Below are 22,836 nucleotides of genomic sequence, written 5' to 3'. Positions count from 1 at the left end.
CGGCCTGTCCACGCTGACGGAACAAACCATAGCAGAAGTCATCACAGATTCGACGACTTAATATCGTTCATCGACATATGTGTGTTATCTTCGATTCATGATCAACGATGACCATCCGGTGCCACTGCTCTCCGTACGGGGGATCACAAAGAGCTTCGCCGGAGTCCAGGCGCTCAGGGGGGTGGACCTGGACGTACGCGCTGGTGAAGTTCACTGCGTGCTTGGTCAAAACGGGGCAGGCAAGTCCACTCTCATCAAGACGCTGTCGGGAGTGCATCAGCCCGATTCCGGAGAGATCCGCTGGGAGGGGGAGCCGACCAGCATCGCCGATCCCGTCGCGGCCCTCACTCTCGGCATCGCCACGATGTATCAGGAACTCGACGTCGTTGACGGCCTGACGATCGCAGAGAACATCTTCCTCGGCCATGAGAAGGCAACCGGCGGCGTGCTACACGTCAAGGAGTCGAACCGTGTCGCCCGCGAGCTGCTCACGCGCCTCGGGCACGGCTCGATCTCGCCGAACACCGAGGTGGGCCGGTTGTCGGCGGCCAACAAACAGATCGTGAGCATGGCCCGCGCGCTCTCTCACGACATCCGCCTCATCATCATGGACGAGCCGAGCGCCGTGCTCGACTCTGAAGAGGTCAAGAACCTGTTCCGGGTGGTGCGCGAGCTGACGGCGCAGGGGATTGCCGTCGTTTACATCTCGCACCGGTTGGAAGAGATCCGGCAGATCGGCGACCGGATCACCGTCATCAAAGACGGCCGCAGCATGGCCGGAGGGCTCAACGTCTCCGAGACGTCGACGCCTGAACTGATCAAGCTGATGACCGGTCGTGACGTCGCCAATGAGTTCCCGGCCGCGGTTGCCGTGCCAACGGATGCCGCAGTCGTGATCGATGTTGCCGGCCTCGGCCTGCGCGGCTATTTCGACGACGTGAACTTCACCGTGCGGGCGGGAGAGGTCGTCGGGCTCGCCGGGCTCGTCGGTTCGGGGCGTTCCGAAATCCTGGAGACCATCTACGGCGCGCGCAAGGCGACCTCCGGACGAGTGAGCGTTGCCGGCCAAGCGCTGCGGCCCGGTTCGGTCAGTGCGGCCGTCGACGCAGGGATCGGGTTCTCGCCGGAGGAGCGCAAAAGCCAGGGCCTGATTCTTGACGAGCCGATCTTCAAAAACGTCACGCTGTCGTCGTTCGCGCGCTTCGCCCGGTTAGGCATTCTCAATGAGAATCGCGAGCGCGCGGTGGCCGCCGAACAGATCGAGGCCCTCGAACTGCGCCCCGCCGACCCCGACCGGTCGACCCGCACGCTCTCCGGCGGCAACCAGCAGAAGATCCTGTTGGCGCGCTGGCTCGTGCATGGCACCCGAGTGCTTCTGCTCGACGAACCCACCCGCGGCGTCGACGTCGGGGCGCGAGCCGAAATTTACGCGTTGATCCGCCAACTTTCCGCAGACGGCACCGCGATCATCGTGGTCTCGAGTGAAATTGAAGAAGTGCTCGGTCTCGCCGACCGCGTTCTCGTCATCGGAGATGGTGCTGTTCTGGCCACCTCCCCCTCCACCGACATTGACGAGCACGCCGTGCTCGATCTGGTCATGAAAGGAACCGCCGCGTGAGCGAGCAGAACAGCACGATCGCCGTCCAGCCCCACGCGAGCCATGGCGCAGAAGGTCCCGGCGCCGGTGGTCCGGGTTCAGAAGCGTCGGCCAGTGTCGTCAAACGGATGCTCAGTGGCTCGGTCGGGCGCAACCTCGGCCTGGTCATCGCCCTCGTTCTCTTGATCGTGATCGGAACCGTCACCGCCGGCGACCGGTTCGCCTCGATCGACAACTTCGTGACGATCATCCGTTTCGCCTCGATCATCGGCGTGATCTGCATCGGAATGACGTTCGTCATCACCACGGGCGGCATCGACCTGTCGGTGGGGTCGGTGATGGGTCTGGCCACCGTCGTGGCCAGCCTGTCGGCGGTGCAGCTCGCCGCGACGAACAGCTCCTGGCTACTGATGGTCGTGATCGCTCTCGCCGTCGGTGTGGTTGCCGGCCTCGTCAACGGGGTCGTGATCGCCTACGGCAAAGTCGTGGCCTTCATCGCGACACTCGCGATGCTGGTTGCCGCCCGAGGGCTCGCCGAGCTGATCTCCGGTCGAAAGACACAGATTGTGAACAACAAGGAGTTTCTCGACTTCATGCGGTCCGACCTGTTTGGAATCCCGATCCTGATCTGGATCTTCGTGGTCGTGGCCGCCGCCGGCTGGTTTCTGCTCAACCGCACCACCTTCGGTCGGCGCACCGTGGCGATCGGCGGAAACCTGGAGGCGTCACGGTTGGCCGGCATCCGCGTCAAGCGCCACCTCGTCTACATTTACGCCCTCTCGGGCCTGACCGCCGGCATCGCCGCCGTCATGATGCTGGGACGCACCACCGCCGGCACCTCGACGCACGGTGGGCTCTACGAGCTCGATGCCATCGCAATGGTGGTGGTGGGCGGCACGTTGCTGGTCGGCGGCCGTGGCACCATCGTCGGAACGGTGCTCGGCGTGCTGATCTTCAGCACCCTGACCAATGTGTTCACTCAGAACAACCTCGACACGTCAGTGCAGGCGATTGCGAAGGGTCTGATCATCGTGGTGGCCGTGATACTGCAGCAGCGCTTCGCTGTGCGAGGTGCGCGCCGGGCCTGACCGGGCGGGTTCTTCCCGCCCGGCCACCGCGACTCAGCTAGCGCGCCAGGTGCCGCTCGTCGACACCGTTGTAGGCGCTCAGCGGGCGAATCAGGGCGTTCGACTCCAGCTGCTCCATGATGTGCGCGGTCCAGCCGGTGATCCGGGCCGCCACGAACAGCGGCGTGAACGCCGCGGTGTCGAAACCCATCAGGTGATAGGCCGGCCCCGACGGGTAGTCGAGGTTCGGCAGGATGCCCTTGCGTTCGGTCATCGCCAGTTCGAGCGTTGTGTAGAGCGAGAGCAGCGCCGGCCGGTCGTAGTGCTCGATCAGGGTGTCGAGCGCGGTCTTCATGGTCGGCACGCGGGAATCGCCGTCTTTGTAGACCCGGTGCCCGAATCCCATGATCTTGCGCTTCTCGGTGAGCGCGCCTTCCAGCCAGCCGGTCGCCGACGCCGCATCGCCGATCTCATCGAAGATGTGCATGACGGCCTCGTTGGCGCCGCCGTGCAGCGGACCCTTGAGCGCGCCGATCGCACCGGTCACCGCGGAGTACAGATCGGACAGGGTCGAGGTGATCACTCGCGCGGTGAAGGTTGAGGCGTTGAAGGAGTGCTCGGCGTAGAGCACCATCGACACGCGGAATGCGTCGACGACGGCCGGCGCGGGCACCTCCCCGAACGTCATGAACAAGAAGTTCGCCGAGTAGTCGAGGTCGTCCCGGGGCGCGACCAGCTCCTGGCCACGGCGGCGGCGCTGGTCGTAGGCGACGATCGCCGGAAGCTGCGCGAACAGGCGCAGAGACTTGGCGAGGTTCGACACCCGGCTGTCGTTCTCGGCATCCGGGTCGCTCGCGCCGATCAGGCTGACCGCCGTGCGCACGACATCCATCGGATGCGCCGTCAGCGGGGTCAGGTCGATCACGGCCTTGACCGCGGGGCTGAGCGCACGGAGCGAACGCTCCTCGGCCACGAACGCGGCAAGCTCTTCGGCGCTCGGCAGCTCGCCGTGCCAAAGCAGGTAGGCGACCTCCTCGAACGAGCACTCTGCGGCAAGCTCCTGCACCGGATAGCCGCGGTAGAGCAGCGAGTTCGTCTCCGGGTTGACCTTGGAGATCGCGGTGTAGTCGACGACCACACCGTTCAGTCCCTTGCGAATGTCTGACGTCACTGTCATTTCTAGATCCGATCGGTGGGGCAGGCTCAGCGCGAGACCTGAAAGTTGAACACGGAGGTGTCGAAGCGGTTGTACGCCTCGTAGTCGAGCAGCTCGTAGAGGTCGGCGCGGTGCTGCATCTCGCCGAGCACCGGCTCAAGAGTGCCGTGCTCGTTGAGGGTGTCGAGGCCGCGTACCGCGGACCCCATCGCCAAGCGCAGCAATGAAACCGGCCAGATCACCATGTTGATGCCGATGTCCTGCAACTGGTCCACCGTGAAGAGGGCGCTCTTGCCGAATTCGGTCATGTTGGCCAGCAGCGGCACGTCGACGGCGGCGCGCACGGCCTCGAACTCGGCCAGCGTGCCCATCGCCTCGGGGAAGATCGCGTCGGCGCCGGCATCCACCAGCTTCTTGGCCCGGTCGGTCGCCGCGGCCAGGCCGCCGTCGCCCGGCACGGTGGCACGGATGTCGGTGCGCGCCATGATCAAGAAGTTCGGGTCGCGCCGTGCGTCGACGGCTGCCCGGATGCGCTTGAGCGCCGTGTCCTCGTCGACGACCTGCTTGCCGTCGAGGTGCCCGCACCGTTTCGGGTTGACCTGATCCTCGATGTGCGTGCCGGCGAGGCCCGCATCCTCGAGAGTCTGGATCGTGCGAGCCACGTTCATCGGCTCGCCGAAACCGGTGTCTGCGTCGACGATCGCCGGCAGATTCGTCATCCGGGCGATCTGCTGGGCGCGGGTGGCGACCTCGGTCAGCGTGGTCAGGCCGATGTCGGGCAGACCGAGGTCGGCGGCGAGCACGGCTCCCGAAATGTAGACGCCGTCGAAACCCTTGGCCTCGATCAGCTTGGCCGAGAGCGGGTTGAATGCGCCCGGAAAACGCTGGATCGTGCCACTCGCCAGGCCCGCACGCAATGCCTCGCGCTTGGCGGCCGGCGTTTCGGTCGAGTACAGCATTAGAAGAGCCCCTTCGGCAGAGCGGATGCCTGCAGCAAGCCCGGCTTCGCCACGATGGTGAGCTGGCCGATCTCGGCCGCGGTCAGCTCGGGCAGACGCTCGGCCAGGCCGAGGAAGCGCTCGATCTCGTCGGCTTCCAGTACGTCGGCGGCGAGCGTGCGGAACTTGTTCAGGTACTGCTCGCGACCGAACGGACGCGCACCCAGCGGGTGGGCATCCGCGACCGCGATCTCGTCGACGATGGTCGAGCCATCCGTCAGCGTGATCACCACGCGGCCGCCGAACGCCTTCTCGTTGATGTCGAGCGAGTGGTAGCGGCGCGTCCACTCGGCGTCCTCGACCGTCGTCGTCTTGTGCCAGAGGGCAACGGTGTCGGGGCGGCCGGCGCGCTCGGGAGCGTAGGAATCGACGTGGTGCCAGCTGCCGTCCTGCAGCGCCACGGTGAAGATGTAGGGGATCGAGTGGTCGAGCGTCTCGCGCGAGGCGGTCGGGTCGTACTTCTGCGGGTCGTTGGCGCCCGAGCCGATGACATAGTGCGTGTGGTGGCTGGAGTGGATGACGACGGATGCGACGTTGTCGGGGTTCGTGACCTCGGGGTGCTCCTGGTTGAGCTTGCGGGCCAGGTCGATCCAGGCCTGCGCCTGGTACTCGGCCGAGTGCTCCTTGGTATAGGTGTCGAGAATGGCACGCTTGGCTTCGCCGGCGGCGGGCAGCGGCACCGTGTAGGCGGCGGTCGGGCCGTCGAGCAGCCAGGCGATCACGCCGTCTTCGCCCTCGTAGATCGGGGTCGGGCTGCTCTCGCCGCGCATCGCCCGGTCGACGGCCTCGACGGCCATCTTGCCGGCGAAGGCGGGGGCGTGAGCCTTCCAGGACGAGATTTCACCCTTCCGCGACTGCCGGGTGGCGGTGGTGGTGTGCAGCGCCTGGCCGACGGCCTGGAAGATGGTTTCGGCCGGCAGACCGAGCAGGGTTCCGATGCCGGCGGCCGCGCTCGGGCCGAGGTGCGCGACGTGGTCGATCTTGTGCTTGTGCAGGCTGATCCCCTTCACCAGATCCACCTGGATCTCGTAACCGGTGGCGATGCCGCGCACGAGGTCGCGCCCGGTCAGTCCGCGCTGGGCGGCGACATGCTGGGCCACCGCGACGATCGGCGGGATGTTGTCGCCCGGGTGGGAGTACTCGGCGGCCAGGAAGGTGTCGTGATAGTCGAGCTCCCGCACGGCGACGCCGTTGGCCCAGGCTGCCCACTCCGGGGAGACCCGCACCGCAGCATCCTCACCGAACACGTTGGCGCCGTCGCCACCCGTCGAACGCGGGTGCGAGAGTGCCTGCGAGCGGGCTGAGACGACCGGGCGACGGGTCAAGGATGCGGCGGCGACCGACGCGTTGTCGATCACACGGTTGATCACCATGTCGGTGACCTCCGCCGAGACCTCGACGGGGTCGACGGCGACCTGGGCGATCTTCCAGGCGAGCTGGTCTTCACGGGCCAGGTTCTCGTCGCTGCGGTAGACGCGCACGGGGTGCTGCAGGGTCATCGGATGTCCTTTCGTGGGGAGGCGCGCGCCACGGCGGTCGTCTCAGGGGTCGTCTGGGGGTTCGTCTGGGGGTTCGCTTCGATGTTGATGTTCGAGCTTGTTTTCGCGCTGTTGCCGGTCGGCAGGGGCGGAATCGTCGCCAGGATGTTGTCGAGACTGTTGCGCAGGTGCACGGCGGTCGCCTGGGCGGCGAGCACCTCATCGTGGCGCAGAATCGCATCGATGATCAGAAGGTGTTCGGTGCGTGCCTGTTCCAAACGGCGCGGGTTGGCGTGCGCGTGGCGGCGGGCCCGGGCCAAGTGGCCACGGATGTCGCCCAGCGCGCCCCGCAGATAGCTGTTGTCCATTGCGGAGTCGATCGCCCCGTCGAGGCGATCGGCCAGGATGTAGGTCGCGTCGGAGTTGCCGCTCGCGTCGATACTGGTTTCGGTGTCGAGCGACGCGCTCAGAAAGGCTTCCTTCAACGCTTCGAACGCGGCGGTGTCGCGGCGCCGGGCGGCGAGGCGCGCAGCCTGGGTCTCGAGAGCCTCACGCAACTCGAAAAGCTGTTCGATCTGTGCCCGGGACACCGGGGTGACGATGGCCGTGCGCCCCGAGGCGTTCGAGACGAGGCCCTCGTTGATGAGGCGCGAGAGCGCTTCTCTGACCGGGGTGCGCGAGACGCCGATGCGGGCCGAAACCTCGATCTCAGCCAGCGGAGTACCGGGCTCGAGGCGCCAATGGATGATGTCGTCTCGCAGACGTTCGTAGGCGATATCACTGGCGCGCATGGCTTTATCGTAACAAGCACTGATCGCCTTGTGTATACATAAACAGGAAACCTGCAGCCTGAGCGCGCGGGAAGCCGCCTAATTTCCGGTGTTCCGGGGCTGCAAGCGCGATCTCTGTATGCAGAATGTCGCCGAGGCGAGCTTGCAGCCAACATCCGTCACACAGGGCGTGAAGGTATTGACATTGACGTAGCGTCAAGATCTACCGTGGAACTCAGCAGCTGGACAGCGCTGCCGAAACTCGCTCACCCACAGTCAGGAGGCCCGATGGACTGGTCGATTCAAGAAATCGCTCGCCTGGCCGGCACCACGAGCCGCACGCTGCGCCACTACGGCGAACTCGGCTTGCTGCCGCCCAGCCGCATCGGCGGCAACGGCTACCGCTACTACGACGAGAAAGCCCTCGTGCGCCTGCAGCGCATCCTGCTGCTGCGCGACCTGGGGCTTGGATTGACTGCCATCGGCGAGGTGCTGGCCCGTGAATCGGAGGCGGTACCCGCGCTCCGCGGTCACCTGGCCTGGTTGCAGAAGGAGCAGGAACGACTGAACGCACAAATTCGCTCGGTCGAACGCACACTCACCGATCTTGAAGGAGGAACGCAACTCATGGCTGAGAACATGTTCAACGGTTTCGACCACACCCAGTACAAAGAGGAGGTCGAACAGCGCTGGGGCGCAGAGGCCTATCGGTCGAGCAACGACTGGTGGAGCAGCATGACGGATGCCGAGAAGTCGGCCTGGCAACAGCGTCAGAAGCAACTCGCTCGTGACTGGCAGACAGCCGCCGAAGGCGGAATCGCCGCCGACAGTGACGAGGCTCAGGTGCTCGCCCAGCGGCAGTTCGACTGGCTGGCCGGCATCCCTGGCACGCCCCGCCGGGCGGAAGGCGGGCCGACGAAGGAGTACTTTGTCGGACTCGGAGAGATGTACGTCGCCGACGAGCGTTTTGCGGCGAACTATGGAGGAGTCGTGGGGGCCGAGTTCGTGCGCGATGCGCTGGCCATCTTCGCGGAGCGCAACCTGTAGCCCACTCGGTGACGCGCTCTCGAAACTGGTCGATGACGCAAAGGAGGAGATTCTGCAACACACCGCGCCAACTTGGCGGGCCAGACCGGCGGGTCGCAGAATCTCCTCCTTTGCGTGCGGCGTGCGGCGTGCGGCGTGCGGCGTGCGGCGTGCGGCGTGCGGCGTCGGCGAGGAAAGAAAGAGGCGGATGCGGCGGCATCCGTCTAGTGAATGACCGCCAACACGATGCCGACCGCGACGAATAGAGACCCGAACACCCGGTTCAGCACGCGCTGGCCCCGCTCATCCCGCGTGAACCGCTGGAACGACCGCGCGGCAGCGGCGAAGAAGAACCACATCACGATCACATCGACGACCACCACGGTCACGGCGATCACCAGGTACTGCGCCAGCAGATCCTCGCCCGGCCGCACGAACTGCGGCAGAAAGGCGAGAAAGAAGACGATCGCCTTCGGGTTGAGCAGGTTCACCCAGAGTCCGCGCCGGAACAACGAGAACGCGGGCTCGTCGCGGATGGCCGCCACGTCATCCGGGTTCGCGCTCGGCTTCGCGAGAAACTGCCGCACACCGAGATAGACGAGATAGGCGGCGCCCGAGTAGCGGATCACGTTGAACGCGATCGGCGAGCTCGACACCAGCACGCCGACGCCGAGAGCCACGATCAGAATCTGAATGACAAGGGCCGTCTGCTGCCCGAGCACGCCCCAGAAGGCACGTCGGAAGCCGACGTTGAGCGAGTTGCTCATGGTGTTGATCGCTCCGGCCCCGGGCGTGAAGCTGATCAGCACACTGGCGCCGAGGAGGGGGAGCCAGAGTGCGAGTTGCATCAACCCAGCCTACGGGCACCTCACGGTGGGGGACTTGACGGTCACGCCGCGCTCAGTCGACAGGGGGGAGCGTTCCGACATCGCCGGGGGGCTCCCGGGTCGAGGCGTCCGTCGCATCCGTCGACGTCGCATCCGCCACACTCGCCCCCGTCTCGACCACATCGCTATCCGACGCTGCATCGGCCTTCTCACGCTGCCGCCGGCTCGCCAGGATGAAGGGCACGCCGAGCAACTCGATGATCGCAGCAAATCCGAGCGATGCGGCGTAGCCCGAGACGTCAGCGGAGCGCCCGAGGATCGGTTGCACGACCACGCCGCCCACGCTCCCCATCAATGACTCGAACGACAACACCGTCGCACGTTGCTTCGACGGGATCATGTCGTTCATATACGACTGCTGGATCGGCTGGCCGATCGCCGAGACAAGTCCCCACAAGACCAGCAAGACGATCGCCACCCAGAACGACGGCGTGAGCCAGAGCCCGACGAGTACGACGACACTGCCGAGTGTCGCGCCGACGATCACGGTGGTGCGGAGTCGGAACAGGCGACGGACGCGCGGCGCCGCCCAGCCACCGAGGATTTGCGCGCCGGCGAGAATGGCCGCGGCCAGCCCGGCGATCGAGTACGCCGTCGGGTCACCGTAGAGCTCGAGCAGGTAGGGCTGTAGCGCATAGAAGACGTAGAACCCCACGCCGGTGGCGAAGGGCGCGGCGAACATCATGTAGCGCACGGCCCGGCGCTTGAGACCGAACTCGATCGAGGCGGAGAGCACCGCCTGGGTGGCTTTGAGCGGCCCCTTCGAGCGATCCGGTGTGAACCCGATGTCCTTCATCAGCAGCGCGGCGACGACGAACATCGCCATGAGCACGCCCGCCCTGATAAGAAACGGAACGCCGAGATTCGTCGCCTGCGCGATCACACCGCCGGCCACCGAACCGCCGAGGATGGCGATGCCGGCCACGATTTGAGCGCGTCCGAACACTTTCTCCAGGCCGCCGGCGTAGCCCACGAAGCGCAACGCATCGACGAGCCAGGCGTCGACGGCGCCCGAGAAGAAGGTGAAGCCGAGCCCGAGCAGCATCGAGACGACGGCCCAGGCCCAGAACGGCGCGTGCACCTGCCACATCAGAAAGTAGAGCAGGGTCGAGGCGGCCAGGGTGACGGTGCCGAGCAGGTAGGAGAGTTTGCGGCCCCAGGTATCGGCGACGACGCCCGTCGGCACCTCGAAGATCACCATCCCGGCGGTGAAGAAGGCGTTGGCGGCGAACGCCTCCAAGTTGTTCAACCCGGCGTCGAGCAGAAATAGGGTGTTGATGCCCCAGATGAAGGATGCCGCGAGCGTGTTTCCGAGGGTCAGCGTCAGATAGACGCGCTGAATGCGGCGGGCATCGGCATTCATCACCGGTGCCGCCGGTTCGGGGCGGTCGCGGGGCGTCACGCAACCATCATGGTCCTGCCTGGCTCACCCGGCCAGTGTGTCCCTGGAGATCGGCCTACGAGGTTTCGAGCGGTGGGTTGAGGAGGCCGTCCGCGGCCGTCTCGAAGTCACGGCCCTGGCGGGCCTCCTCAACCACCGGGGTGGAGACATCCGCTGTCGCCACCGAGGCCGGCGCATCCGCCGACACGACCACGGGCCGCCTCACCGCGAAAAGCGGGATCGTGTAGTTGCAGATCGGACCGATGAGCAGCGCAAAGAGCACAGTACCGATTCCGACGTTGCCGCCGAGCGCCCAGCCGATGCCGAGCACGGTCACTTCGATCGCGGTGCGCACGATCCAGATCTTCAGGCCGGTGCGCCGGTGCAGTCCGGTCATCAGGCCATCGCGCGGGCCGGGGCCGAAATGCGCGCCGATGTAGAGGCCGGTTGCGATGCCGACCACGAGCAGGCCAACCGCGAAGAAGATGATGCGCAGCCAGAGGTCTTGGCCCGCGGGGATCAGCGCGAGGCCGACAGCAGCACTCGGGCCGACCAGCAGCGCATTCAGCACGGTGCCAACCCCGAGCCGCTGGCGAATCGGGATCCAGAGCAGCAGCACGACGCCACTCAGCAGCACGGTGATGAGGCCAAACCCGAGGTGGGTGTGCTTGTCGATACCGAGAGAGAGCACGTCCCAGGGGGCTACGCCGATCTCGCCGCGCACCATCAGGGCAATGCCGATGCCATACAGAAAGAGGCCAATGAGCAGTTGAGGGATGCGGCGGGTCATAGTCACCAATCCAATGTGAAATTGGCACTGTTATCAAGTAGCCAATTTGTTTAGAGTGGCCTTATGGTCGAAAACCAGATGAGTGCCCGCAGCCTCGAGTCACTGCTCGGCGAATGGCAGAGCGGGGCCAGCGCCTACGTGGCATTGGCCGATCGCATCCGTTTGCTGACCCTCGACGGGCGCATTCCGATCGACAGCCGGCTGCCGGCCGAACGAGATTTGAGCGCACGACTCGGCCTGAGTCGCACCACGATCGCCGCGGCCTACCGCCGCCTGCGCGAGAGCGGCTTCCTGGTCAGTGTGCGCGGTTCGGGCAGCATCGCCCGGTTGCCGGGCAGCGCGCCCGCCCTCACGGTGGTCGACGGCGGCGGCATCCTCGATTTCAGCAAGGCCACTATGCCGGCACTGCCCGCGCTAGCGGATGCGGCGCTCGCCGCGGCCGGCGATCTGCCGCGGCATCTCGGTGATTCGGGCTTCGACCCGATCGGCATTCCCGAACTGCGCCAGGCGATTGCCGACCGGTACACGGAACGCGGCCTCCCGACCGTGCCCGACCAGATCATGGTGACAATCGGTGCCCAGCACGCGATCGCGCTGCTCTCCCGGGTGCTGATCGGGCGGGGAGACCGGGCCCTGATCGAGACCCCGACCTACCCGCATGCCTATGAGGCGCTGCGTGCTGCGGGGGCCCGGTTGGTGCCGGTCAGCGTTTCGGCCGGTGCGCCCGGCGACGACGAATCGACGCTCGGTTGGGACGAGACGGCGCTGATCCAGACCCTGCAGCGCAGCAATCCCGTGCTCGGTTATCTCATGCCCGACTTTCACAACCCGACCGGGCAGAGCATGCCGGTCGACCAGCGTGAGCGGGTGCTCGCGGCCGCCGCGCGACAGGGCACGGTGCTGATCGCCGATGAAACGATCGCGGAGTTCAACATCGACCGGCCGGGGGAGTACCGGCCGTTCGCGGCGTATGCCGACAGCGCGATGCCCGCCACCGCGGTGTCGATCGGGTCGGTCGGCAAGAGCGTCTGGGGCGGCATCCGGGTGGGCTGGATCCGGGCCGAGCGACCGTTGATTCGCAAGCTCGTCGCGTCGCGCTCGGCGAACGATCTCGGCACCCCGATTCTCGAGCAGCTCATCGTGACGCGCCTGCTGGCCGACATGCCGGCCATCCTCGAGCAGCGCCGCGGCGTGCTCCGCACCTCGCGCGATCACCTCGAGGCGCGGCTGGCCGACCGCTTCCCCGAATGGCAGGTGCCGCACGTCAACGGCGGCATCACCGCCTGGGTGAACCTCGGGAGCCCGGTCAGTTCGCAGCTCGCCTTGTCGGCCCGCAACCACGGGCTGATCGTGCCGGCCGGTCCCCGGTTCGGAATCGACGGGGCGTTCGAACGGTTCATGCGCATCCCGTTCTGCTACAGCTCCGACGAGATCGATCGTGCCGTCGACGCTCTGGGCCGGGCCTGGGATGCGCTGGGTCAGCATCCGGTGCCCGACACGGGCTATCTCGCCGACGTCGTCTAGCCCGTTCCTCCCGCGAGACTGCACTTGTCGGAGCCTGGCGCGCGCTGAGGTTCCGACAACGGCAGTTTCGCGGGTAGGGCCTGAGAACACGGGCGGATGCCGAGGCCCAAAATCTCGGAGACTCCGGCATCCGTCCACGCGACTAGGCGATGCCGACGACTTCCTTGCCGGCGCGCTCGCCCGACTCCACTGCACCGTTCAGGAAGCCGAAGAAGTCGACCGAGGTGTGTTCTCCGGCGAAGTGCACATTGCCCGACCTCACGGTTGCCACGCCGAACAGCGAGGTGTACTGCCCAGGCTTCGGGCAGGTGTAGGAGCCTTTCGACCACGGGTTCAGGTGCCAGACATCCCGGTAAGACTTCCCGGTGTAGGCCGCGGTCATCCCGGGGAACACCGGTTCGACCTGGGCGAGATACGCGGCCACCTGCGTTGCGGAGCCGGGGCCGAAGGGCTGCCCGGTCCAACCGCTGGTGACCTGCCGCCCACCGGGGAAGAAGTTGAAGACTCCCTTCGTCGTCGAGGTGGCCGCGGTGTCGTCCCAACCGCACTGGTAGCCGGAGATATTCGTGTACGACGAGCCGCCATAGCCCTGCGCGACCCACGGGCGCGAACTGACCTGCACGTGCAGCTTGGCGTTAGCCCCGAGGTCCATCTCGGTGATCGCGCGCTTCTTGAGCGCCGAGAAGCCGGACTGCGACAGGTCGCAGTCGCGCAGCGTCGTGAACGGCAAAGCCAGGATCACCTTGCCGGCGTTCACGTCGCTGATCGTGTTGCCGGACTGGAACGAACAGGTCACGGAGCCGTTGCTGAGCGTCTTCACGGCGACGAGCTTCTTGCCGTACTGGATGGTCCCCGCCGGCAGTTCGGCGATCATCCGGGTCACGATTTGATCGTTACCACCCTCGACAATGAAGCGTTCGTCGGCTCCGTTGATCGGTTCCAGCGCTTTCTGCGTGTTCCAGCCGAGCAGATAGATCAGGTTCAGGGCCGACTGCTGATCTGGATCGAGTCCGTACTCGGCGATCACATTGGACTGCATGAGCTTGCCGAATTTGCTCGACAAGCCTCCGGGGATGTTGCCGGCGATCCATTCGTTGACGGTCATATTGTCGATTGCGACGCCCGCCGCCGTGTGGTTGTCGAAGGTCTGGGTGGCCGGTGCACTCTGCAGCGCGCTCTTGAAGGTCTGCCAGACCGACGCCCAATCGTCTTTCGCGGTCGAGTAGAGGTAGTTGGCGCCATCGATGTAGTACTTGTCGCCGAAGCTGCCGTAGCTCCCGCCGTTCGCCTCTTTCAGGGTGAGCCCCAACGAATTGGCGAGGTTGCGGGTGGCGTTGTGATCGGTGTTGATGAAGGCCCCGCCGTGCTCGACGACAGCACCGTCGTCGAAATAATTGGTCAGGCTGTAGCAGCGTCCACCCGCCCGGGTGTTTCCTTCGTAAATGGTGGAGCGCACGCCCTTGACGGTATAGAGCCAGTGTGCGGCGCGAACTCCCGCGAGACCGGCTCCGACGATGACGACGGATGGAACGTTGTTACCGCTGCCGGCGGTGGTTGCCGCGGAGGCCGAAAGTCGATCGCCGGTGACGCTGACGAGTCCTGCGGCGCCCAGGATGGTCGCTCCCTTCAGCACACTGCGCCGGGTCAGCTCGCCGCGCTCCGGCTCCCGTTCAAGTACTTCGTCGACTGGAATTCCGGTGTTCTCAGATATTCGGTGGGCGGCGAATATTCGTTGAACGCTACCGGTGAGGGGGGTATTTCCGTTTCTTGCTGGCATGAAGATCTCCTCGAGTTGTTGCGGAACACGATGGGTACACTTGCATTGAGCAGCTCGCTACTGAACAGAATGTTCAGTGCTAATTAGCTTCCGTTTGATACTGGCTGTCAAGTGTTCAGCTGGATTCGCCCGTAGAAGTGAGCCCGTAGAACTGAGGAGCAGTGATAGTCGACGACGACATCGGGGCCCGTGTGCGGTCCTTTCGGAAGCTCAGAAGGATGCCGCTTCGAGCGTTGGCCGAGGCGGCCGGGTTGAGCCCGAGCTTTGTGAGCCAGTTCGAGAACGGCTTGACGAACGCGAGCATCGGAAGCCTCCGCCGGCTTGCGGACTCCCTCGGTGTTTCACTGGCCGATCTCGTCGACAGTGACACCCGGCCCGCGAACACGGTGTTGCGTAGGGAGGACCGCCCGACTCTGCCGAGCAGCGATGGCGCCCGAAAGTTCGTCATCACTCAGCCGCCGCTGCGGCACGTCGAAGTCTATGTCTCTGAGTTCGCGCCGGGTGGATCGACGGGAAGCGAACAATATGCGCATGGAGAGGCGCAGGAGGTGCTGCTCGTCCTGCGTGGCGAGGTCACTCTCCATCTCGATGACCAGGAGCTGCGCCTTCATCCCGGCGACAGCATCGAATACCTCAGCAGCACGCCGCACCGCGTGGTGAACCTCGGCGACACCGAGGCCGAAGTGCTCTGGGTGACGAGCCCGCCGACGCCGGAACACGCACCAGTGACCACACCCGTCGCGCCGACGAGGTGAGCATTGTGGCGAGGTTGTAAACGGTGCCGGCGGGGCTACTCGTCGAGTACGAACGTCACCTCGATCACGACCTCCCAGGCCGTGATGGCTCCGTCTGAAACCTCAACCTTCTGTTCCTTCACCCACGCTCCTGAAACACCGCGCAGGGTTTTGTTCGCCCGGGCGATCCCGGCCGCGACGGCATCCTCGAATGATGTCTCGGACCGGACGCTGAGCGTTGTGACACGTGCAACAGACATGGTTCCTCCTCATTGATCGAACTCGCCCAGAGCATACGCTCGGCGCCCAGGCCCTGACACCCCTCGCATCGGTCGCGTCGGCCGGGTGCGCGATCGCGCCACGCCGCGCTGACATACTGATCTGGTGCATTTTCTCGCTGTCTTGAGCATGAAGAACCGGGCGCTCATCGCGCTCATCACGATCGTCGCGGCCGTCTTCGGCAGCTTGGCGCTGACCAGCCTCAAGCAGGAGTTGATCCCGTCACTCCAGCTGCCGCAGCTGCTCGTGTCGACGAGCTACCCCGGCGCGTCACCCGAGGTCGTCAATGACGACGTCTCGACGCCGATCGAAACGGCGATTCAGGGCGTTCCCGGCCTGGAATCCACGTCGACGACGAGTAGCACCAACGTCTCGATGGTGAGCGCGACATTCACCTACGGCACCGACCTCGCCAAGGCCGAGTCGAAGATCGGTCAGGCGATCAACCGCATCAAGTCGACCCTGCCCGACGATGTCGACCCGCAGGTGCTCAGCGGTAGCATCGACGACTTCCCGGTGCTGTCGATCGCCGTCTCCGGCGGAGACCCGGCCACGCTCTCCGACGATCTCAAGCGCAGCGTGCTCGGCGACATCCGCGATGTCTCCGGCGTGCGCGATGCCGCCCTCGTCGGCGACGTCGGTCAGCGGGTGACGATCACTCCGGATGACGCGCAGCTGGCCGAACGCGGGCTCAGCACGCAGGCGATCCGTTCCGCAATTCAGCAGAACGGTGCGTTCATCCCGGCCGGTTCGCTGACCGAGGGGGACAAGACCCTGTCGGTGCAGCTCGGCTCGAAGCTCACATCTGTCGAGGACATCAGCGCCCTGCCCCTGATTTCGGCCGTTCCCGGCAAGCCGGTGACGACCGTGACGACGATCGGCGACGTGGCAACGGTCGCGCTCGAAGCGAACCCGGCCACCAGCATCTCGCGCGTCAACGGGGAACCGGCACTCACGATCTCGGTCACCAAGGTGCCCGCGGCCAACACCGTCGAGGTCTCGACGCAGGTGCGCGAGATCCTTCCCGAACTCGAAGCCGCCGTTCCGGGCGCGACCTTCACCATCGTCTTCGACCAGGCTCCCTTCATCCAGCAGTCGATCGACTCGCTCACCCAGGAGGGCATGCTCGGCCTGTTCTTCGCGGTGCTCGTGATCCTGGTGTTCCTCCTCTCGGTGCGCGCCACCCTAGTCACCGCGATCTCCATCCCGACGTCGGTGCTGATCACCTTCATCGGATTGCAGACCGTCGGCTACTCGCTGAACATCCTCACCCTGGGAGCCCTGACGATCGCGATCGGCCGGGTCGTCGACGACTCGATCGTCGTGATTGAGAACATCAAACGGCACCTCGTGCCCGGTGTGGACAAGGCGGAGACCATTGTCGGCGCCGTGCGTGAGGTGGCCGGTGCGATCACAGCCTCGACCATCACGACCGTGGCCGTGTTCTTGCCGATCTCATTCGTGAGCGGCTCGACCGGTGAACTGTTCCGCCCGTTCGCGCTGACGATCACCATTGCGTTGGCGGCGTCGCTGCTCGTCTCGCTGACGATCGTGCCCGTGCTCGCGTACTGGTTCTTGAAGGTTCCGAAGGCGAAACCGGCGGAGATCTTGGCCACCACGACCGGCGAAGCGGATGCCCCGGCGCTGGTCTCGGTTTCGACCGGGTCGGTCTCGACAAGCTCGACCACTGGAGTTTCGACAGGCTCAACCACCGGATCGCGCCGCTCGCGCCGCGCCGAGGCAGCAGCGGAACCCGACGAGCTCGAGCACCCGAGCCGCCTGCAGAAGGGCTATCTGCCGGTCATCCGGTGGACGCTCAAGCACGCGGTCGCGACCATGCTTCTCGCCGCGCTCGTGCTCGTGGGCACGGTCGCCATGATTCCGCTGATGAAGGTCAACTTCCTCGGCTCCACCGGCCAAAACACATTCAGCGTGACGCAGACACTACCGGTCGGCACGAGCCTGGCCGCCCTCGACTCCGCCTCCGAGCAGGTCGAAACGACCCTCCGCGGCATCGACGGCGTCGACGTGGTGCAGGTTTCGATCGGTGGCAGCAGCATGGCCGCGGCGTTCGGCGGCGGCTCCTCGTCCAGCAGCGTCACCTACTCGATCACGACCGCCGACTCGGCCGACGCCGATGAGGTGCAGCAGCAAGCGCGCACCGAACTCAACAACCTGTCGGACGCCGGCGAGGTCTCGATCGGTGCCTCCAGCGGTTTCGGCGGATCCTCGACGATCGACGTCGATGTGACGGCGGCGAACCCCGCTGACCTGCAGACCGCGACCGACGCCATCCTGACCCAGGTTTCAAAGCTCGATTCGATCAGTGAGAGCTCCAGCAACCTGTCTGCCTCGCGCCCGTATCTCGCGATTGATGTCGACGCGGATGCCGCAGCGAAGGCCGGGCTCAGCGAACTCGCCCTCGGCACCCTCGTGTCACAGGCGATGCAGCCGAGCGTGCTCGGCTCGATCGTGATCAACGACACGTCGCTGTCGATGTATCTGCAGTCGGATGCCCCGCCCACGACCACCGCGGAGCTCTCGGCACTGCAGATCCCCACGGCCACCGGTCCCGTCGCACTTGACACTTTGGCGACGGTCAGCCAGGTCGACGGGCCGTCGTCCATCACGACCGCCAAGGGAATCCGCACGGCAACGGTTTCGGCCATGCCGAGCGGCGATGATCTCGGCACAGCCAGTGCGGCGATCACCACCGTGATCGACGAGACCAACCTGCCCGCCGGCGCAACGGCGACGCTCGGCGGAGTCTCGGCCGACCAGACTGAAGCGTTCAGCCAGTTGGGCATCGCGATGCTCGTGGCCATCCTGATCGTCTACATCGTGATGGTGGCGACCTTCCGTTCGCTGCGGCAGCCGCTGCTGCTGCTTGTCTCGGTGCCGTTCGCGGCGACGGGGGCCATCGCGCTGCAGGTCATCACCGGCGTTCCGCTCGGTGTCGCGTCGATGATCGGCGTGCTGATGCTGATCGGCATCGTCGTGACCAACGCCATCGTGCTCGTCGACTTGGTCAACCAGTATCGGCGCAAGGGAATGAGTGTGCCCGACGCGCTCATCCACGGTGCTTCTCGCCGTCTCCGGCCGATCCTGATGACTGCCCTGGCGACGATCTTCGCGCTGCTGCCAATGGCGGTCGGACTCACCGGGCACGGCGGCTTCATCTCGCAGCCGCTCGCACTCGTGGTCATCGGCGGGCTCGTGTCGTCGACGGTGCTGACCCTCGTTGTTCTGCCCGTTCTCTACTACCTCGTCGAAGGTCGGGCCGAGCGTCGGGCGGCCCGTCGTTTCGCGGTTGCCGCGGCCGCGGCGACGGATGCCGTGGTTGTCACTGAGGTTGCGGAGGTTGCGCCCGTGGTGGAAGCTGCACCGGTGGTGGAGCCCGTGCCGGTGGCAGTCGCCGAGGCTGCGCCTGTGGCCGAGGTTGCGCCGGTCGCCGAACCCTCGGTGTCCGAAGCCGCACCTGCAGCGGAAGCTGTACCTGTCGCCGAAGCCGAAGCCGAAGCCGAAGCCGAAGCCGATGCCGATGCCGATGCCGAACCGGTAGCCGAACCCGAAGCTGTAGTCGAAGTCGAAGCTGTAGATCCCGAACCTGCGGAGGATCCCGCGCCGGTAGTCGCCGAAGCAGTGGCGATGTCGGATGACGCGTCGCCCGAGCTCGCGACGGAAGCTGTGGAGTCGGAAGCGGTGCAGATCGAATCGGCGCAGCCTGATCTCGTCCAGCCGGAGTTCGCTCAGCCGGAAGCCGCCGAGGCCACGCGTGCCGAAGCGACTTCGGAAGCTGCCCAGCCGGATGCCGTGCCTGCGGATGCCGTGCCTGCGGATGCCGTTGCCACGGACACTCCGTATGCGGAACTCGACCAGCTTGACGACGAGCTCGACGACCAGCCTTTCGACGAGCCTGACGATGGCTTCGTCGAACCCGGCGACGTCGGCTCCGCACCGATTCCGGCCGGCACGCGCTAACCCCTCTCGCTGGTTGAGGAGCGAGCGCCAGCGAGCGTCTCGAAACCTCGCAGGCCGATCTTCAGACGCAACCAGGGTTTACGGAGCTCAACCGTCGGCCGGATAGGTGCCATTTTCGCTAATGAACTTCAGGGTCATATGACTCTGAAGTTCATTAGCGAAAAAGGGTACCCCGGAGCCTCATCGCGGGTCATCAGCAGCGATTCGTTAGGCGAGCGTCGACGCGAGAAAACTGAGCGCAGCGGTGGCGAGATCGGTCATCGTGTCCGGCGTGGGCGCACTCTCGCCGAAGGGGATGGCGACCCAATCCTTGAAAGGGCGGTGCTGCCCCGAAGGATCCCAAAGCTCAGCGCCAGGCAACGCCAACGCCGTCGCATGTGCGGAACTTCCGTCGCCGAGTTTAAGCGCGATTCGATCACCCTGGAGACAGGCGAATGCCTTCTTCTGCAGGGTGATGGCGCGGGCACCGAACATCTTGCCGCCGACGGCGCCCGCTGGTGCGAGTTCGAGAATCAAGTCGTCGAAAATCGCTTCTGCGCTCATGTTGCGATGGTAGCCGCATCCACCGGCTCGGAATCGACTCAGCACGACGAAGCGACCGCACACGTGAGCAGGGCGCAGATCACGTGGAGCCGTCCGGTATCCAAGACACGCACGCAGTCAACCGCCTGTCTCGACCGAAGCGCGGTTGCTAGGGTCGAAATCGTGACCGATGCAGCGCTGCCTCATGACCCCCTCTGGCCCCGAACCGGCAGCTGGCCGTCGCCGGACGACCTGGCTCCCGAGACTCCGATCGACCTCGGGTTGATCGGCATTCCGGCCTGGCGCACCTCGCTGTCGCCCACCAACGCCTGGCAGACGCCGCGGGCGATTCGCCACGCACTCAAGAAGTACAGCGGTGCGCTCATGCCGGACCGGGTCGGTCGGCCCAACCCGCGCAGTCTTGACGAACTCACCATTGCGGACTTCGGTGACGCCTTCGAGCCCGACGGTGAGGCCGGCGAGGCCAATGCGATCAGCGCCGTCGCCGCAGCGGCAACTCGCTCACGGGTAGTCGTGGCGCTCGGCGGCGACAACTCGCTCACCGTTCCCGTCGCCCGCGGCGCCTGGGGAGACAACGCGTCGACCGCTGGACTGATCACCCTCGACGCCCACTACGACCTGCGTGACGGCGTCTCGAACGGCTCGCCCGTGCGCCGTCTCATCGAAGAAGCCGGGCTCGACGGTCGCCGCATTGTGCAGATCGGCATCGCCGACTTCGTGAACTCCCGCGAGTATGCCCAGCGCGCTCTCGACTACGGCATCACGGTCGTGCACCGCGACGAGCTGCACCGGCGTCCGATGAGTGATGTGTTCGCCGAAGCGCTCGACATCGCCGGATCCGCCGGCGGCCCGATCCATGTCGACCTCGACGTCGATGTGTGCGATAGGTCAGTGGCGCCGGGATGCCCCGCGTCAGTCCCCGGCGGAATCTCTGCTTGGGAACTCCGCACCGCGGCCCGTGCGGCAGGTGCGGACTCCCGTGTGGTCTCGGTCGACCTCGCTGAGATCGACGCCTCGGCCGACACCGCCGACGCCCGCACCGTGCGCCTCGCCGCGCTCTGTGTGCTGGAGGTCGCAGCGGGTGTGCTCGACCGTCAATCGACGAGAGCCTGAAACGCGCTGAAAAGCCCAATCACTACGAGGATCACGACGACGAATCCCCAGCCGCCCCATCCAGTCGTTTTCCCTGTGCTCATTCCAACACCATCTGTCCGTTGAATGCTCTGGCGCCGGCCGCGCCCGCGGAACGAGCAAGCCACCGTGATGGCGCCATGCTTCCACACTCGACGCGGGAATGACACTGCGGGCCGACGCACAGTGCCCAACTCGCCCTGACCCGATCCGCCCTGACCGGACCCGCATCGATCCGGCAACCGAGGCCATCTCACCGGCTCCCGGGGGCTAATTCCTGCAATCGGCGGCGACATCCGTTTGCCGCCGCACTGGTCCGGTGCCGCCACCGCCGACGCGCGCGGATTGCAGGAGTTAGCCACACACGGCCAGCCTGAAAGCCCTGACTGCATGGGAATCGCCGAACTGGAGACCGCACGTCATCCTCACGCCAATAGTGAGGTTCCCGAGATCCGAACGGTGTCGATCGCCCTGCGGCCTAGCGCGCGACCGCGGTGGCGATTCCGTCTTTCCAGACCGTGTCGACGAGCGGAACCCCCGGGCGATACGCCAGGTGCACATAGGAATCGGCGCTGAGCAGCGTCAGGTCGGCGCGATTGCCGACCGCGATCGCGCCTACATCCGTGCGGCGGAGGGCAGCCGCACCGCCGGCGGTCGCGGCCCAGAGGGCCTCGGCCGGAGTCATACCCATGTCGCGCACCGCGACGGCCACGCAGAACGGCATCGACGAAGTGAATGACGATCCCGGGTTGCAGTCGCTCGCCAGAGCAACCGTGGCGCCGGCGTCCAGAAGTCGACGGGCATCCGGGTAGGGCTGCCGGGTCGAGAACTCCACGCCGGGCAGCAGCGTCGCGACGGTGTTCGAGCCGGCAAGCGCCGCCACGTCGTCGTCGGTCAGGAAAGTGCAGTGGTCGACGCTCGCCGCGTCGAGCTCGACGGCCAGCGCGACGCCGTCACCCGGGCCGAGCTGGCTGGCATGCACCCGCACGCCGAGACCGAGCGCGGCACCCGCGGTCAGGATGCGCCGGCTCTGCTCAACCGTGAAAGCCCCGGTTTCGCAGAACACGTCGATCCACCGCGCGTGCGGCGCGCACGCCGCGAGCATCTCGCCGACGACCAGGTCGACGTACTCGTCGGCGCGGCCGGCAAACTCGGTCGGAACTACATGCGCTCCGAGGAATGTAACCTCGGGAGTCACCTCGGCGGCCAACCGCACAAGCCGCGTCTCGGCCTCGAGCGAGAGCCCGTAGCCGCTCTTGATCTCGACGGTCGTCGTGCCCTGCGCGAGCATTTCGCCCAGGAATCCGCGGGTGCGCTCTCGCAACTCTTCGTCGGAGGCGTCCCGCGTCGCAGCGACCGTCGAACGAATGCCGCCAGCGGAATACTTCTGTCCCGACATGCGCGCTTCGAACTCGGCCGACCGGTCGCCACCGAAAATGATGTGGCTGTGGCTGTCGACGAAGCCCGGGATCACGCTGGATCCCTGTGCGTCGGTCACCAGGTCGGCGCTCGGGGCATCGCCCGCAGCGCCGACCCAGGCGATGAGCCCATCCTCAATCAGCACCGCCGCGTCGTGCAGGATGCCCAGACGGGCGACATCCTGACGTGTGTCGGTTTCCGAGACGTGCGCCGAAGCATCCGCCGGAACACCCGCCGCAGGAGTCGCCACGTTCGTGACGAGCTGCCCGATATTGGTGATGAGCTCAGTTGTCATGTG

At 65.9% G+C, this 22,836-nt stretch carries 18 protein-coding genes; 7 read left to right on the top strand and 11 right to left on the bottom strand.

All coding sequences use genetic code 11. The features are described 5' to 3' along the window. Window positions 1-97 precede the first annotated feature (97 nt). A complete protein-coding gene (locus tag AC1DCF_RS18200) occupies window positions 98-1,618 on the top strand; it encodes a sugar ABC transporter ATP-binding protein (protein ID WP_477212214.1) in 1,521 nt (506 codons plus the stop codon). Further along, window positions 1,615-2,685 carry an ABC transporter permease gene (locus AC1DCF_RS18195; protein WP_477212213.1) on the top strand — a complete coding sequence of 357 codons (1,071 nt, stop codon included), beginning with the start codon at window positions 1,615-1,617 and terminating at the stop codon, window positions 2,683-2,685. Before AC1DCF_RS18200 ends, AC1DCF_RS18195 begins: the two co-directional genes overlap by 4 nt. Window positions 2,686-2,722: 37 nt before the next feature. Here AC1DCF_RS18195 and AC1DCF_RS18190 read toward each other — a convergent pair whose 3' ends face one another. Genes AC1DCF_RS18190 through AC1DCF_RS18175 form a run of 4 tightly spaced genes read right to left on the bottom strand, consistent with a single transcriptional unit; the run spans window position 2,723 to window position 7,087 of the window. Beyond that, window positions 2,723-3,841: a bifunctional 2-methylcitrate synthase/citrate synthase gene (locus tag AC1DCF_RS18190; protein ID WP_477212212.1), complete on the bottom strand. Its 1,119-nt coding sequence runs from the start codon at window positions 3,839-3,841 to the stop codon at window positions 2,723-2,725. 26 nt (window positions 3,842-3,867) lie between these two features. Further along, window positions 3,868-4,779 (bottom strand): methylisocitrate lyase, encoded by a 912-nt coding sequence (gene prpB / locus AC1DCF_RS18185; protein WP_441791902.1) that lies wholly within the window; start codon window positions 4,777-4,779, stop codon window positions 3,868-3,870. Further along, window positions 4,779-6,317, bottom strand: coding sequence for an MmgE/PrpD family protein (locus AC1DCF_RS18180; protein WP_477212211.1), 1,539 nt, complete (start codon window positions 6,315-6,317; stop codon window positions 4,779-4,781). The genes prpB and AC1DCF_RS18180 overlap by 1 nt, the downstream gene beginning before the upstream one ends. Then, a complete protein-coding gene (locus AC1DCF_RS18175) occupies window positions 6,314-7,087 on the bottom strand; it encodes a GntR family transcriptional regulator (RefSeq protein ID WP_477212210.1) in 774 nt (257 codons plus the stop codon). Before AC1DCF_RS18175 ends, AC1DCF_RS18180 begins: the two co-directional genes overlap by 4 nt. A gap of 267 nt (window positions 7,088-7,354) precedes the next feature. Here AC1DCF_RS18175 and AC1DCF_RS18170 point away from each other — a divergent pair, with 267 nt between their 5' ends. Then, window positions 7,355-8,113 carry a MerR family transcriptional regulator gene (locus AC1DCF_RS18170; RefSeq protein WP_477212209.1) on the top strand — a complete coding sequence of 253 codons (759 nt, stop codon included), beginning with the start codon at window positions 7,355-7,357 and terminating at the stop codon, window positions 8,111-8,113. Between the two features lie 203 nt (window positions 8,114-8,316). On the opposite strand, the gene AC1DCF_RS18165 is transcribed toward AC1DCF_RS18170, so the two are convergent. The 3 genes from AC1DCF_RS18165 to yczE form a co-directional block, all read right to left on the bottom strand. Continuing rightward, window positions 8,317-8,940, bottom strand: a complete 624-nt coding sequence (locus AC1DCF_RS18165) for a LysE family transporter (protein ID WP_441791907.1) — start codon at window positions 8,938-8,940, stop codon at window positions 8,317-8,319. 52 nt (window positions 8,941-8,992) lie between these two features. After that, entirely contained in the window at window positions 8,993-10,342 is a 1,350-nt protein-coding gene (locus AC1DCF_RS18160) for an MFS transporter (RefSeq protein WP_477212229.1), read from the bottom strand. A 94-nt stretch (window positions 10,343-10,436) separates the two neighbouring features. Then, the gene (gene yczE, locus AC1DCF_RS18155) at window positions 10,437-11,150 is read right to left on the bottom strand and encodes a membrane protein YczE (protein WP_477212228.1); all 714 of its coding nucleotides are present in this window, start codon (window positions 11,148-11,150) and stop codon (window positions 10,437-10,439) included. 63 nt (window positions 11,151-11,213) lie between these two features. Between yczE and yczR the strand changes: the two genes are divergently transcribed. Further along, entirely contained in the window at window positions 11,214-12,674 is a 1,461-nt protein-coding gene (gene yczR / locus AC1DCF_RS18150) for a MocR-like transcription factor YczR (RefSeq protein ID WP_477212208.1), read from the top strand. Between the two features lie 142 nt (window positions 12,675-12,816). Here the strand turns inward: yczR and AC1DCF_RS18145 are convergent, their stop codons facing one another. Beyond that, on the bottom strand, window positions 12,817-14,451 hold the full coding sequence (locus tag AC1DCF_RS18145; RefSeq protein WP_477212207.1) for a flavin monoamine oxidase family protein: 1,635 nt from the start codon (window positions 14,449-14,451) through the stop codon (window positions 12,817-12,819). A 161-nt stretch (window positions 14,452-14,612) separates the two neighbouring features. Here AC1DCF_RS18145 and AC1DCF_RS18140 point away from each other — a divergent pair, with 161 nt between their 5' ends. Beyond that, on the top strand, window positions 14,613-15,206 hold the full coding sequence (locus AC1DCF_RS18140; RefSeq protein ID WP_477212206.1) for a helix-turn-helix domain-containing protein: 594 nt from the start codon (window positions 14,613-14,615) through the stop codon (window positions 15,204-15,206). Between the two features lie 35 nt (window positions 15,207-15,241). On the opposite strand, the gene AC1DCF_RS18135 is transcribed toward AC1DCF_RS18140, so the two are convergent. Next, window positions 15,242-15,445, bottom strand: coding sequence for a dodecin family protein (locus AC1DCF_RS18135; protein WP_441791910.1), 204 nt, complete (start codon window positions 15,443-15,445; stop codon window positions 15,242-15,244). 124 nt (window positions 15,446-15,569) lie between these two features. On the opposite strand from AC1DCF_RS18135, the gene AC1DCF_RS18130 reads away from it, so the two are divergent. Then, window positions 15,570-19,445, top strand: coding sequence for an efflux RND transporter permease subunit (locus tag AC1DCF_RS18130; RefSeq protein ID WP_477212205.1), 3,876 nt, complete (start codon window positions 15,570-15,572; stop codon window positions 19,443-19,445). A 207-nt stretch (window positions 19,446-19,652) separates the two neighbouring features. Here AC1DCF_RS18130 and AC1DCF_RS18125 read toward each other — a convergent pair whose 3' ends face one another. Continuing rightward, window positions 19,653-19,988 (bottom strand): hypothetical protein, encoded by a 336-nt coding sequence (locus AC1DCF_RS18125; RefSeq protein ID WP_477212204.1) that lies wholly within the window; start codon window positions 19,986-19,988, stop codon window positions 19,653-19,655. Between the two features lie 162 nt (window positions 19,989-20,150). On the opposite strand from AC1DCF_RS18125, the gene AC1DCF_RS18120 reads away from it, so the two are divergent. Continuing rightward, window positions 20,151-21,101, top strand: a complete 951-nt coding sequence (locus AC1DCF_RS18120) for an arginase family protein (RefSeq protein WP_477212203.1) — start codon at window positions 20,151-20,153, stop codon at window positions 21,099-21,101. 496 nt (window positions 21,102-21,597) lie between these two features. Here the strand turns inward: AC1DCF_RS18120 and hutI are convergent, their stop codons facing one another. Then, a complete protein-coding gene (hutI, locus tag AC1DCF_RS18115) occupies window positions 21,598-22,833 on the bottom strand; it encodes an imidazolonepropionase (RefSeq protein WP_477212202.1) in 1,236 nt (411 codons plus the stop codon). Between the last annotated feature and the right edge of the window lie 3 nt (window positions 22,834-22,836).

It is taken from the genome of Leifsonia sp. 10L418, from assembly GCF_056395445.1.
The sequence above is the reverse complement of the archived record's forward strand: the minus strand, read 5'-3'. Positions and strand labels throughout refer to the sequence as shown.